Source organism: Amycolatopsis sp. NPDC114478, assembly GCF_055633805.1.
This window is the reverse complement of the sequence record NZ_JBVKDO010000002.1, coordinates 444,655-456,860: the sequence shown is the minus strand read 5'-3', so window position 1 is coordinate 456,860 and position 12,206 is coordinate 444,655. Positions and strand designations below refer to the sequence as shown.

Below are 12,206 nucleotides of genomic sequence, written 5' to 3'. Positions count from 1 at the left end.
TGGTGTCGCGCACGGACGTGTGCCGTCCGGACGGGTCCGGGTGCCGGGCGTTGCGGTCGCCGGAACTGTCGGACCCCGGCGTTACGCTCTGCCCATGCCCGACGCCGACACCGTCACCACGGATCCCCCAGCAGCCACCGCCGTCGCCACCGAGGTGCGGCGGCGGCCCGCGCTGTCGCCGTCCCGGGCCAGCGACTTCAAGCAGTGCCCGCTGCTCTACCGGTTCCGCGCGGTCGACCGGCTGCCGGAGGTCCCGACCAAGGCCCAGCTGCGCGGCACGCTCGTCCACTCGGTGCTGGAGCGGCTGTTCGCGCTGCCGGCCGCCGAGCGCGTCCCGCCGAAGGCGCGGGAGCTGCTCGGCCCGGCGTGGACGGACCTCTCGGCGGACCGTCCGGAGTGGACCGAGCTGTTCGACGGCGAGAAGCCCGACGACCACGCGGACTGGCTGCGGTCGGCGGAAAAGCTGCTGGACGCCTACTTCGACCTGGAGGACCCGCGGCGGCTCGAACCCGAGGCGTGCGAGCTGCACGTCGAGATCGAGCTCGGCTCCGGCGTCCTGCTGCGCGGCTACATCGACCGCGTCGACGTCGCGCCGACCGGCGAAATCCGGGTCGTCGACTACAAGACCGGCGCCGCGCCCCGCGAAATCGGCGAGGCGAAGGCGATGTTCCAGATGAAGTTCTACGCCGTCGTGCTGTGGCGGCTGCGCGGCGTCGTGCCGCGCCAGCTCAAGCTCATGTACCTCACCGACGGCCAGTCCCTCGCCTACACGCCGGACGAGGCCGAGCTGGTGCGCTTCGAACGCACCCTCGAAGCCATCTGGCAGGCCATCCTCAAGGCGGGCAAGACCGGCGACTTCCGCGCCAACAAGAGCAAGCTGTGCAACTGGTGCGACCACCAGGCGCACTGCCCGGAGTACGGCGGCACGCCGCCCGACTACCCCGGCTGGCCGGAGCCCGACGCGGGCGACGAGACGCCGCTGGACCGGGCCGACTGATGGCCGACGCGTTCTACGTCCCCCTCGGCGAGGGCCGCTATGCCGCGACCGGACACACGGCCGGCCCGTGGTCCTCCGACTCGCAGCACTTCGGGCCGCCGTCGGCGTTGCTGGTGCGTGCGCTCGAAAACGTCGAACCCGCGCACCCGGCCGAGCTGGCGCGGGTGACCGTCGAGATCCTCGGCCCCGCGCCGGTCGCCGAGCTCATGGTGCGGGCCCGGATCGAGCGGCCGGGCCGGTCGGTCGAGCTGCTGCAGGCCGAGCTGGCGAGCGCGGACCGCGTCGTGGCGCGGGCTTCGGCCTGGCGCATCGCGACGGCCGACACGGCCGAGGCCGCCACCGACGCCGGGCCGCTGCTGCCGGCACCGGACACCGTGACCGAATCGCCGTGGCCGGAGGGCTGGCAGGCCGGCTACCTCGACGCGGTGGAGTGGCGGGCGGTGCGCGGCGGCATGGACGTGCCCGGCCCGGCGGCCGTCTGGGCCCGCCAGCGCGTCCCGCTGGTCGACGGCGAGGAGCCGAGCGGGCTGCAGCGGCTGTTCACCGTCGCCGACTCCGGCAACGGTGTGTCGAACTTCCTCGACCCGCGCAAGTGGTGGTTCATCAACTCCGAGCTGACCGTCCACCTGCGGCGGGTGCCGGCAGGCGAGTGGATCGGCCTCGACGCGGTCACGCTGGTCGGCAAGCACGGGATCGGCACCGCGACCAGCATCCTGCACGACTCGAGCGGCCCGGTGGCCACCGGCGCGCAGGCGCTCATGGTGCGACCGCGACAGGCCGGGGGCGGATAGCCACCCACAACGGCCCCGCATCCAATAACCTTCGCGGAACGACCGACTTGAGGAGCGCTCCGGCATGCAGATCACCTCGGTGGTCAACCAGAAAGGCGGGGTCGGCAAGACCTCACTGAGCGTCGGCACCGCGGCCGCGCTGGCCGAGCGGGGCCGGCGGGTGCTGCTGGTCGACCTCGACCCGCAGGGCCACGCGACGACCGAGATGCTCGGCCTGTCCGAGGTCCGCGGGGACGCGCCGACCTTGGCGAAAGCGCTGGCCAAGACGTGGAAGGGCCCGATCGAGGAGCTCGTCGTCCCCCACCCGCGCAGCAACCTCGGCAAGGGCGGCGCGCTGGACGTCGTGCCGACGTCACCGGGGATGTTCGACCTGATCCGGCGGCTCGACTCGTTCCGCGTGCCCGGCTGGCAGCTGGCCCGGGTCATCCAGTTCGCCAACTACGACCACTGCGTCATCGACTGCCCGCCCGCGCTGGACGTGCTGACCAACAACGCGCTGGCGGCGTCGCACGGAATCCTGGTCCCGGTCCAGCCGGACAAGACGAGCATCCGCGCTCTGCGGCTGCTGGCCGACCAGGTCCGGTACGTCGAGCAGACCGTCGGGCGGCAGCCGCTGTCGTGGTTCGGCCTGGTGCCGAGCCTCTACCGGCGCCCGATCTCGCACTACGCGGCGGCGGCGCTGCAGGAGATGTACGAGTTCGGCATCCCGATGCTCTCGCACCTGCCGCTGGGCGTGGTGATGAACGAGGCGGCGGCGCACGGCGTCCCGGTGACGACGTACGCACCGGAGACGCTGCAAGCGCTGTCATTCCGCGAGATCGCGGGCACGCTGGACAGCTACCTGGAGCAGAACCAGGCCCCCGCGGTGGTCCCGGCCGACGAGGAGTTCGTCTTCGAGGACTTCATCTCGGAGGTCGCGGTCGCCCGCAACGTCAACGACAACGGCGTGCGCAAGGGCCTCTACGACCTGCTGCCGAAGAAGCCCAACCGGCCGCGCTGAGGTTCGCGCGGCCGGCCGGGCGCCGGGTCAGAGGCGGCAGGAGCGGATGTCCGACGCCAGGATCGCCTTCGCGCCCACCTCGGCGAGCTCGTCCATGATGAGGTTGACCTTCTTGCGCGGCACCATCGCGCGCACGGCCACCCAGTCGTCGTCCGCGAGCGGTGCCACCGTCGGCGACTCGAGACCCGGCGTGATGGCGATCGCGCGCTCGAGCAGCGTCCGCGGGCAGTCGTAGTCCAGCATCATGTACTGCTGCGCGAACACGACCCCGCGCAGGCGCGCCGCCAGCTGCGACTTCGCCTTGTTTTCCGGAGTTCCGCGACGCTGCAGCAGCACCGCTTCCGACACGCAGATCGGGTCGCCGAACGCGACCAGGTTGTTCTGCCGCAGCGACCGTCCGGACTCGACGACGTCCGCGATCGCGTCCGCCACGCCCAGCTGGATCGAGATCTCGACCGCGCCGTCGAGGCGGATCACTTCGGCCTCGACGCCGTGGCGGGCGAGGTCGTCGCGGACCAACCGCGGGTACGACGTCGCGAGGCGCTTGCCGTGCAGGTCGGCCGGCTTCCAGTCGCGGCCGGCCGGGGCGGCGTAGCGGAACGTCGAGCCGCCGAAGCCGAGCGCCTGGACCTCCTCCACCGGTGCGCCGGAGTCGAGCGCCAGGTCCCGGCCGGTGATGCCGAGGTCGAGGTCGCCGGAGCCGACGTAGATCGCGATGTCCTTGGGGCGCAGGAAGAAGAACTCGACCTCGTTGACGTGGTCGAGCACGGTCAGGTCGCGCTGCTCATGCCGCTTCCGGTAGCCCGCCTCGCCGAGCATCTCCGTCGCCGCGGCGGCGAGGGCTCCCTTGTTCGGCACGGCAACACGCAGCATTTCGCTCTTCTCCTCGTTCTTCGGGTTCTTCGGGCGACCCGTCACAGGTAGCGGTAGACGTCCTCGGTCGACAGGCCGCGGCCGAGCATCAGCACCTGCACCCGGTACAGCAGCTGGGAGATCTCCTCGGCGAGGCGGTCGTCGGACTCGTGCTCGGCCGCGATCCACACCTCGCCGGCTTCCTCGAGCACCTTCTTGCCCTGGGCGTGCACTCCGGCGTCGAGGGCGACGACGGTGCCGGACCCGTCGGGACGGGTACGCGCGCGCTCGGCAAGCTCCGCGAACAGCTCATCGAAGGTCTTCACGGTCTGCAGATCCTTCCACCCCGGCCCCGGCGGCGCCGCCCCGCCCCGCCGCGGATGCCGCCGATCTCACACCGAAGTGGACATTGCCTCCCGAGGACTGGGACGGCGTTCGAAGTCGAGGAGGTACTGCTTCCGCACGAGGCCGCCGCCGTACCCGGTCAGCGAACCCGTCGAACCGATGACCCGGTGACACGGCACGATGATCGAAATCGGGTTCTTCCCGTTGGCCAAGCCCACGGCCCGCGCGGCCGCCGGCTTGCCGAGCAGCTGCGCGAGCTCGCCGTAGGACGCGGTTTCGCCGTACGGGATGTCGAGCAGCGCCGCCCACACCGACCGCTGGAAGGGCGTGCCGCGGAAGGCCAGCGGGACGTCGAACTCCCGGCGTCGCCCGGCGAAGTACTCCGTCAGCTGGGTCTCGGTGCGGGCGAAGACCTCGACCGAGCCGGGCGAGCCGAACGTCGCTTCGGCGGGCCGGTGGCGCTGTTCGTGCATGTACAGCCCGCAGAGCGCGTCGCCCTCGGCGACGAGGGTCAGCGGGCCGCAGGGACTGTCGATGACCTTGTGGGAACGCATGGGATCTCCTAGGCGGCGGGCATCCGGTTGATCGCATGGTCACCGGTGGCCCACAGGTGCTGGGTGGCGTAGGCGCGCCACGGGCGCCAGGCCTCCGACCGGGCGACGACGGCGGCCTGGCCGCCGAGGCCGAGGGTCTCCGCGGCGTACTTGATGCCGAGGTCGGTGGGCAGGAACGCGTCGGGGTCGCCGAGGGCGCGCATGGCGATGCTCTCGACCGTCCACGGCCCGAAGCCGGGCAACGCGCTCAGCGCCGCCCGGGTGGCGCCCCAGTCGCTGCCCGCGCCGAGGTCGAGGCCGTCCGTCAGCGCCTCGACCAGCGCGAGCAGCGTGCGACGGCGGGACCGCGGCATCGCCAGGGTCTCCGGGTCCAGGGACGCGAGCGCGTCCGGCGACGGGAACAGGTGGGTCAGGCCGCCCTCGGGGTCGTCGATCGGCTCGCCGTGGGCCACGACGAGCCGGGCCGCGTGGGTGCGGGCCGCCGCCGTCGAGACCTGCTGCCCGAGCACGGCCCGCACGGCGAACTCGGCGCCGTCGACCGTGCGCGGCACGCGGCGGCCCGGCGCGGCTTCGACCAGCGGCGCGAGCAGCGGGTCGGTGGCGAGCTGGTCGTCGACGGCGACCGGGTCCGCGTCGAGGTCCAGCAGGCGGCGGCAGCGGCTGGTCGCTGTGGGCAGGTCGCGCAGGTCGGTCAAGGTGAGCCGGCAGGCGATGTACCCAGCAGCGGAGTCCCCGGGGCGCAGCGCGACAACGCCGTGGCCGTGCGGCAGCCGCAGGGTCCGCCGGTATGCGCCGTCCCGCCACTCCTCGACGCCTGGCACGCCGGTGGCGACGAGGTGGCCGAACAGGTTGTCGGGGCAGAGCGGCTTCCGGTAAGGCAGCCGCAGCGGGATCGCGCCCGCCGTCGCCGACGGTTTGCCCTTCGCCCGCTGCCGCAGTTCGGTCGGCGAGAGGGCGAACACCTCGCGGACGGTGTCGTTGAACGCCCGGATGCTGCCGAACCCGGCGGCCAGGGCCAGCTCGGCCATCGGCAGGGTGGTGGTCTCGATCAGCGTCCGCGCGGTCTGCGCGCGCTGGGCCCGGGCCAGCGCCAGCGGGCCGGCGCCGACCTCGGCGAACACCTGGCGCTGGACCTGCCGGACGCTGTAGCCGAGCCGGTCGGCGAGGCCCTGGACGCCGTCGGTGTCGACGACGCCGTCGGCGATCAGCCGCATGGCGCGCGCGACCAGGTCGGCGCGCTCGTTCCACAGCGGCGACCCCGGGCTCGCGTCCGGGCGGCAGCGCTTGCAGGCGCGGAAGCCGGCCTGCTGCGCGGCCGCCGCGCTCGGGTAGAAGCTCATGTTCCGCGGCTTCGGCGGGACCACCGGGCAGCTGGGCCGGCAGTAGATCTTCGTCGTCAGGACGGCGGTGTAGAACCACCCGTCGAACCGGGCGTCCTTCGCCTGCACGGCCCGCACGCACCGCTCGAAATCTTCGTGCACGCGACCCAGCATCGCCGAGCGCGCGGGCGAGGGCTAGCGGAAATGCGACATGGGCGTGCTCAGCCCAGCAGGGCCGCCAGCGCCGGCACGTCGATGCCGACGAGGGAGTCGCGGAACACGCGCCGCTCCCCCGGCTCGACCGGGACGTCGTTCGGGATGACCAGGACCGTGCAGCCCGCCGCGACCGCCGACGCCGTGCCCGGCGGCGAGTCTTCGACCGCGACGCACCGCGCCGGGTCGACGCCGAGCAGCTCCGCGCCCTTGAGGTACGGCCGCGGGTGCGGCTTGTTGAAGCCCTCGACCTCGTCCCCGCAGACCGTGGCGTCGAAGAAGTCCCGGCCGATCGTGTTCAGCGCCAGCTCGGTCAGGTCACGCTCGGTCGAGGTGACCAGGGCCGAGCGCAAACCGGCTTCGCGCACCGCGGTCAGCGCCTCGCGGGCACCCGGGCGCCACGGCAGCTCGTCGTCGAACAGCCCGGCCGTGCGGCGGCGGATCTCCGCGCCGGTCGAGGCGATCGCCTCGGGCGTCACCGGAAGGCCGACCACTTCGAGGAGGTACGCCGAGGTGTCGTCCATGTTGGACCCGACGAGCGTCATCCGCTGCTCTTCGGAAAGCTTGCCGCCGAGCCATTCCGCGGTCTCGTAGAGGGCGATGTCCCACAGCTTCTCGGAATCGACCAGCGTGCCGTCCATGTCCCACAACACGGCATCGATTCCGTCCACAGTGGAGTCTCCCTCAGGTGCTGAAGTACTTGGCTTCCGGGTGGTGGCAGACGATCGCGTCGGTCGACTGCTCGGGGTGCAGCTGGTACTCCTCCGACAGCTTCACGCCGATCCGGCCCGGTTCGAGGAGGGCGACGATCTTCGCCCGGTCTTCGAGGTCGGGACAGGCGCCATAGCCCAGGGAGAACCTCGCTCCACGGTAGCCGAGCTTGAAGAAGTCCTCGACGTCGTCGGGGTCCTCTGAGGCGACCGCCACACCGCCCGGGAAGGTCAGCTCTCCCCGGATGCGGCAGTGCCAGTACTCGGCAAGCGCTTCGGTGAGCTGGACGCCGAGGCCGTGGACCTCCAGGTAGTCGCGGTAGGCGTCGGCGGCGAACAGCTCGTTCGCGTAGTCGGCGATGGGCTGCCCCATGGTCACGACGGTGAACGGCACGACGTCGACTTCGCCCGACTCACGCGGGCGGTAGAAGTCGGCCAGGCAGAGCCGCCGGTCGCGGCGCTGGCGCGGGAAGGTGAAGCGCAGCCGCTCCGGCGCGTCGGGCGCCGGCTCGCTGAGCACGACGAGGTCGTCGCCCTCGGCCACGCACGGGAAATAGCCGTAGACGACGGCCGCGTGGGCGAGGACGCCGTCGGCGGTCAGCCGGTCGAGCCAGTACCGCAGCCGCGGCCGGCCTTCGGACTCGACGAGCTCGTCGTACGTCGGCCCGGCGCCGCCGCGGGCACCCTTGAGACCCCACTGCCCCATGAAGGTCGCGCGCTCGTCCAGCATCGCGGCGTAGTCGGCGAGCGGGACGCCTTTGACCACACGTGAACCCCAGAACGGCGGGGACGGCAGCGGGACGTCGGTGGCGACGTCCGAGCGCGCGGGCGGCGGCCCTTCGTGAGCTTCTTCCTCGGCTTTGCGGGCTTTCCGCGCCTCGGCGATCCGCAGCGACCGTTCGCGGCGTTCCTTGCGCTCCAGGCGCTTCTGCTCCGCGTCGGCGTCGACCAGCGGCGACTCCCCGCGCTTGGCGGCCATGATCGCGTCCATCAGCCGCAGGCCCTCGAACGCGTCGCGGGCGTAGCGGACGTCGCCGAAGTACAGCTCGGTGAGGTCGTTCTCCACGTAGGACCGGGTCAGCGCCGCGCCGCCGAGCAGCACCGGCCAGCGCGCGGCGACGCCCCGGGAGTTCATCTCCTGGAGGTTCTCCTTCATGATCACCGTCGACTTGACCAGCAGCCCGGACATCCCGATCGCGTCGGCGCCGTGCTCGTCGGCCGCGTCGAGGATGGTCGTGATCGGCTGCTTGATGCCGAGGTTGACGACCTCGTAGCCGTTGTTGGACAGGATGATGTCGACGAGGTTCTTGCCGATGTCGTGCACGTCGCCGCGGACGGTGGCCAGCACGATCCGGCCCTTGCCGGCGTCGTCGCCCTTCTCCATGTGCGGTTCGAGGTGGGCGACGGCGGCCTTCATCACCTCGGCGGACTGCAGGACGAACGGCAGCTGCATCTGCCCGGACCCGAACAGTTCGCCGACGGTCTTCATGCCGGACAGCAGCGTGTCGTTGATGATCTGCAGGGCGGGCCGCTGCTCCAAGGCCGCGTCGAGGTCGTCGGTGAGGCCGCCCCGTTCGCCGTCGACGATCCGGCGTTCGAGGCGTTCGAACAGCGGCAGCGCGGCCAGCTCTTCAGCCCGCGAAGCCTTCGACGACGCCGCGCTGACGCCCTCGAACACGGCCATCAGCTCCTGCAGCGGGTCGTAGCCTTCGCGACGGCGGTCGTAGACGAGGTCCAGCGCGATCGCGCGCTGGTCGTCCGGGATGCGCGCCATCGGCAGGATCTTCGACGCGTGCACGATGGCGGTGTCCAGTCCGGCCTGGACGCACTCGTGCAGGAACACGGAGTTCAGCACCTGCCGCGCGGCCGGGTTGAGGCCGAAGGAGATGTTGGACAGGCCGAGCGTGGTCTGGACCTCGGGGTGGCGGCGCTTGATCTCGCGGATCGCCTCGATCGTCTCGATGCCGTCGCGGCGCGACTCCTCCTGGCCGGTGGCGATGGTGAAGGTCAGGGCGTCGATGATGACGTCGGAGGTGCGCAGGCCCCAGTTCCCGGTGATGTCCTCGATGAGCCGGGTCGCGATGTCGGCCTTCTTTGCGGCCGTTCGCGCCTGGCCCTCTTCGTCGATGGTCAGCGCGACGACCGCGGCGCCGTACTCGCTGACCAGTTCCATGACCTGGGTGAACCGGGACTCGGGGCCGTCGCCGTCCTCGTAGTTGACGGAGTTGACCGCGCAGCGCCCGCCGAGGCGTTGCAACCCGGCTTTCAGGACGGCGACCTCGGTGGAGTCGAGCATGATCGGCAGGGTGGACGCGGTGGCCAGGCGCCCGGCCAGCTCGGCCATGTCGGCGGTGCCGTCGCGGCCGACGTAGTCGACGCACAGATCCAGCAGGTGGGCGCCGTCGCGGGTCTGCTCGCGGGCGATCTCGACGCAGTCGTCCCAGCGGCCCTCGAGCATCGCGGTGCGGAACGCCTTCGAGCCGTTGGCGTTGGTCCGCTCGCCGATCATCAGCACGCTGGCGTCCTGCTTGAACGGCACCGCCTGGTACAGCGACGACACGCCGGGCTCGGGCCGCGGCCGCCGGGCCACCGGCGCGGTGTCCGCCACGGCGGCGGCGAGCTGCCGGATGTGCTCGTCGGTGGTGCCGCAGCAGCCGCCGACCAGGCCGACGCCGAACTCGCGCACGAACCCGGTCAGCGCCTCGACCAGGGCTTCCGGGCCGAGCGGGTAGACCGCGCCGTTCGGGCCCAGCTCCGGCAGGCCGGCGTTCGGCATCACCGACAGCGGCACCCGGGCGTGCTTGGCCAGCTGCCGCAGGTGCTCGCTCATCTCGGCGGGGCCGGTGGCGCAGTTCAGCCCGATGACGTCGACGCCGAGCGGCTCCAGGGCGGCCAGCGCGGCGCCGACCTCGGTGCCGAGCAGCATCGTGCCGGTCGTTTCGACGGTGATCGAAGCGAGGATCGGCACCTGGCGGCCCTCGGCGGCCATCGCCCGCTTCGCGCCGATGATCGTCGCCTTCGTCTGGAGGATGTCCTGCGTGGTCTCGACGATCACCGCGTCGACGCCGCCGGCCAGCAGGCCGCGGACCTCTTCGCGGTAAGCGTCACGCAGCGTGGTGAACGGCGCGTGGCCGAGCGTCGGCAGCTTGGTGCCCGGCCCGGCCGACCCGAGCACGAACCGCGGGCGGTCCGGCGTCGCGAACTCGTCGGCGGTCTCGCGGGCGAGCCGCGCGCCGGCTTCGGCGAGCTCGAAGATCCGCTCGGTGATGTCGTACTCGGCGAAGTTGGCGAAATTGGCCCCGAAAGTGTTCGTTTCGACGGCGTCCGCGCCCGCCTCCAGGTAGCCCCGGTGCACCGAGCGGACCACGTCCGGCCGGGTGACGTTGAGGACCTCGTTGCAGCCTTCGAGGCCGGCGAAATCGTCCAGGCTCAGGTCGTGGGCCTGCAGCGCGGTGCCCATCGCCCCGTCGGCCACCAGGACGCGGGAGCGCAGGGCGTCGAGCAACGGTGACGACATGCGATCGGACATGCTGAACAGCGTAAGGCCGGTGGTCGTAGGCTGGTCCGGTGAGTGAGCCCGTCGACGAGACCCCGCGGCCGCCCGGCGACCGCACCGAACCCACCCGGCCGCTGATGGTCGTCGCCTTCGAAGGCTGGAACGACGCGGGTGACGCGGCCAGCCGGGCGGTCGAGCACCTGCAGCTGAACTGGGACGCCACGCCCCTGGCCGAACTGGAGCCCGACGACTACTACGACTTCCAGGTCAGCCGCCCGACCGTCCGGATGGTGGACGGCGTCACTCGACGGGTGGACTGGCCGACGACGACGCTGTCGGTGTGCCGCCCCGACGGGTTCGACCGCGACGTGGTCCTGGTGCAGGGCCCCGAGCCGAACATGCGCTGGCGCGCCTTCTGCGCCGAGCTGCTGGAGCACATCCAGCAGCTCGACGTCGCGACCGTGGTGACGCTGGGCGCGCTGCTCGCCGACACCGCGCACACGCGGCCCGTCCCGGTCACCGGCACGGCCTACGACAAGGACACCGCGTCGCTCTACGGGCTCGACCTGAACAACTACCAGGGCCCGACCGGCATCGTCGGCATCCTGCAGGACTACTGCGTGCAGGCGGGCATCCCGGCCGTGTCGATCTGGGCCGCGGTGCCGCACTACGTGTCGCACCCGCCGTCCCCGAAGGCGACGCTGGCGCTGCTGCACAAGCTGGAGGACATCCTCGACGTCGAGATCCCGCTGGGCGCGCTGCCGGAGCAGTCCGAGGAGTGGCAGCGCACGGTCAGCGAGATGGCCGACGAGGACGAGGAGATCAGCGAGTACGTCCGCAGCCTCGAGGAGCGCGGGGACGCCCAGAGCGAGGTCGCCGAGCAGGACGTCAGCGGCGACAAGATCGCCGCCGAGTTCGAGCGGTACCTGCGCCGCCGCGGCCGGGGCGGCGGGCAGGAAGGCTTCGGCCTGCGCTGAGAGCTACTTCAGCCAGCTGGTGGCGAACGCCCGGGCGGGGTTCGCCACCAGCATGGCGGTGACGACGTCGCCGCCCAGCCGTTTCGCCAGCCGCGGCGCCAGCGTCCTGAGCAGGTAGGGCGCGCCCGGCTGGTACCGCGCGGCGGCGGTGGTCGTGTCGCCGCCGAGCAGGATCCGGCCGCCGTGCCCGGCCTCGACCAGGGCTTCCAGGCCGTCGAAGAGCCGCCAGTCGGAGGCGTGGTTGGCCCGCGACGGGCCGTCGAAGCCGAGGAACACGCCGGTTTCGGCGATCTCGCGCTGGAGCCGCGGGTCCGGGTTCCGGTTGAGGTGCCCGAGAATCACCTTTTCCGGTGACACGTCGAGCTTGTCGCACAGTAGCTCGACCGTCTCCAGGGCCGCGGTGCCGAGTTCCAGGTGCACGGCGATCGGCGCGCCGGTCTCCTGGTGGGCGATGGCGGCGGCGGTCATCGTCAGGCGGGCGTGGGAGTCGATCGTGTGGAACGCGCCGGCCACCTTGACCAGCCCGGCGCGCGGGCCGGAGCGGGGCTCGTCGGGCAGGTCGGCCGGCTGCGTTCCCTCGGTCAGGTCGGCGACGAACTCCTTGACCAGGCCGTCGATGACGCGGTCGAGGATCACCGGCGCGTAGTGCTCGGCGCGGTGCAGCCCGGTGGCCGCGACCACGTGCACACCGATCTCGTTCGACATCCACGCCAGCTCGCGCGTCCGGCGGCAGAGCCCGTACGGCGTCCACTGCACGAGCGCCGAGCCGCCGGCCATCCTGAAGGCCAGGAGCAGCTCGGTCGCCGCCGTCGGGTCGTCCAGCTCCTGGCCGGGCAGCAGTTTCGAGGCGAAGAAGAGGTGGTCGTGCGCGTTCGTCACGCCCAGTTCGGCCGGATCGATGTCGCCCAGCACCGTCCGCACCCGCGGGTCCCCAGTCACGGTGCCGAGTGTA

General features: G+C 72.0%; 11 protein-coding genes. 4 read left to right on the top strand and 7 right to left on the bottom strand.

Going from position 1 to position 12,206, the window contains the following annotated elements; all coding sequences use genetic code 11:
• Window positions 1-94: 94 nt before the first annotated feature.
• The 3 genes from ACZ7OH_RS06775 (at window position 95) to ACZ7OH_RS06765 (ending at window position 2,788) form a co-directional block, all read left to right on the top strand.
• Window positions 95-997: a RecB family exonuclease gene (locus ACZ7OH_RS06775; RefSeq protein ID WP_400907352.1), complete on the top strand. Its 903-nt coding sequence runs from the start codon at window positions 95-97 to the stop codon at window positions 995-997.
• Window positions 997-1,788, top strand: a complete 792-nt coding sequence (locus tag ACZ7OH_RS06770; RefSeq protein ID WP_470279955.1) for a thioesterase family protein — start codon at window positions 997-999, stop codon at window positions 1,786-1,788. The genes ACZ7OH_RS06775 and ACZ7OH_RS06770 overlap by 1 nt, the downstream gene beginning before the upstream one ends.
• A 64-nt stretch (window positions 1,789-1,852) precedes the next feature.
• On the top strand, window positions 1,853-2,788 hold the full coding sequence (locus ACZ7OH_RS06765; protein ID WP_400907358.1) for a ParA family protein: 936 nt from the start codon (window positions 1,853-1,855) through the stop codon (window positions 2,786-2,788).
• Window positions 2,789-2,815: 27 nt separating this feature from the next.
• Here ACZ7OH_RS06765 and hisG read toward each other — a convergent pair whose 3' ends face one another.
• The 6 genes from hisG to metH form a co-directional block, all read right to left on the bottom strand.
• Entirely contained in the window at window positions 2,816-3,661 is an 846-nt protein-coding gene (hisG, locus tag ACZ7OH_RS06760) for an ATP phosphoribosyltransferase (RefSeq protein ID WP_470279954.1), read from the bottom strand.
• Window positions 3,662-3,702: 41 nt separating this feature from the next.
• Window positions 3,703-3,966 (bottom strand): phosphoribosyl-ATP diphosphatase, encoded by a 264-nt coding sequence (locus ACZ7OH_RS06755; RefSeq protein WP_086681128.1) that lies wholly within the window; start codon window positions 3,964-3,966, stop codon window positions 3,703-3,705.
• 66 nt (window positions 3,967-4,032) lie between these two features.
• Window positions 4,033-4,539 carry a methylated-DNA--[protein]-cysteine S-methyltransferase gene (locus tag ACZ7OH_RS06750; RefSeq protein WP_470279953.1) on the bottom strand — a complete coding sequence of 169 codons (507 nt, stop codon included), beginning with the start codon at window positions 4,537-4,539 and terminating at the stop codon, window positions 4,033-4,035.
• A gap of 8 nt (window positions 4,540-4,547) precedes the next feature.
• Entirely contained in the window at window positions 4,548-6,020 is a 1,473-nt protein-coding gene (locus ACZ7OH_RS06745; protein WP_470279952.1) for an AlkA N-terminal domain-containing protein, read from the bottom strand.
• 59 nt (window positions 6,021-6,079) lie between these two features.
• Window positions 6,080-6,712 (bottom strand): HAD family hydrolase, encoded by a 633-nt coding sequence (locus ACZ7OH_RS06740; protein ID WP_470280317.1) that lies wholly within the window; start codon window positions 6,710-6,712, stop codon window positions 6,080-6,082.
• A 43-nt stretch (window positions 6,713-6,755) separates the two neighbouring features.
• Window positions 6,756-10,310 carry a methionine synthase gene (metH, locus tag ACZ7OH_RS06735; RefSeq protein WP_470279951.1) on the bottom strand — a complete coding sequence of 1,185 codons (3,555 nt, stop codon included), beginning with the start codon at window positions 10,308-10,310 and terminating at the stop codon, window positions 6,756-6,758.
• Window positions 10,311-10,348: 38 nt separating this feature from the next.
• Between metH and ACZ7OH_RS06730 the strand changes: the two genes are divergently transcribed.
• A complete protein-coding gene (locus ACZ7OH_RS06730) occupies window positions 10,349-11,254 on the top strand; it encodes a PAC2 family protein (protein WP_400907377.1) in 906 nt (301 codons plus the stop codon).
• Window positions 11,255-11,257: 3 nt separating this feature from the next.
• Here the strand turns inward: ACZ7OH_RS06730 and ACZ7OH_RS06725 are convergent, their stop codons facing one another.
• Window positions 11,258-12,193: a phosphotriesterase family protein gene (locus ACZ7OH_RS06725; protein WP_470279950.1), complete on the bottom strand. Its 936-nt coding sequence runs from the start codon at window positions 12,191-12,193 to the stop codon at window positions 11,258-11,260.
• Window positions 12,194-12,206 lie beyond the last annotated feature (13 nt).

Coding starts and splice junctions, on each gene's coding strand:
- ACZ7OH_RS06775 (WP_400907352.1), top strand. CDS start 95: ATGCCCGACGCCGACACCGTCACCACGGATCCCCCAGCAGCCACCGCC.
- ACZ7OH_RS06770 (WP_470279955.1), top strand. CDS start 997: ATGGCCGACGCGTTCTACGTCCCCCTCGGCGAGGGCCGCTATGCCGCG.
- ACZ7OH_RS06765 (WP_400907358.1), top strand. CDS start 1,853: ATGCAGATCACCTCGGTGGTCAACCAGAAAGGCGGGGTCGGCAAGACC.
- hisG (WP_470279954.1), bottom strand. CDS start 3,661: ATGCTGCGTGTTGCCGTGCCGAACAAGGGAGCCCTCGCCGCCGCGGCG.
- ACZ7OH_RS06750 (WP_470279953.1), bottom strand. CDS start 4,539: ATGCGTTCCCACAAGGTCATCGACAGTCCCTGCGGCCCGCTGACCCTC.
- ACZ7OH_RS06740 (WP_470280317.1), bottom strand. CDS start 6,712: ATGGACGGCACGCTGGTCGATTCCGAGAAGCTGTGGGACATCGCCCTC.
- metH (WP_470279951.1), bottom strand. CDS start 10,310: ATGTCCGATCGCATGTCGTCACCGTTGCTCGACGCCCTGCGCTCCCGC.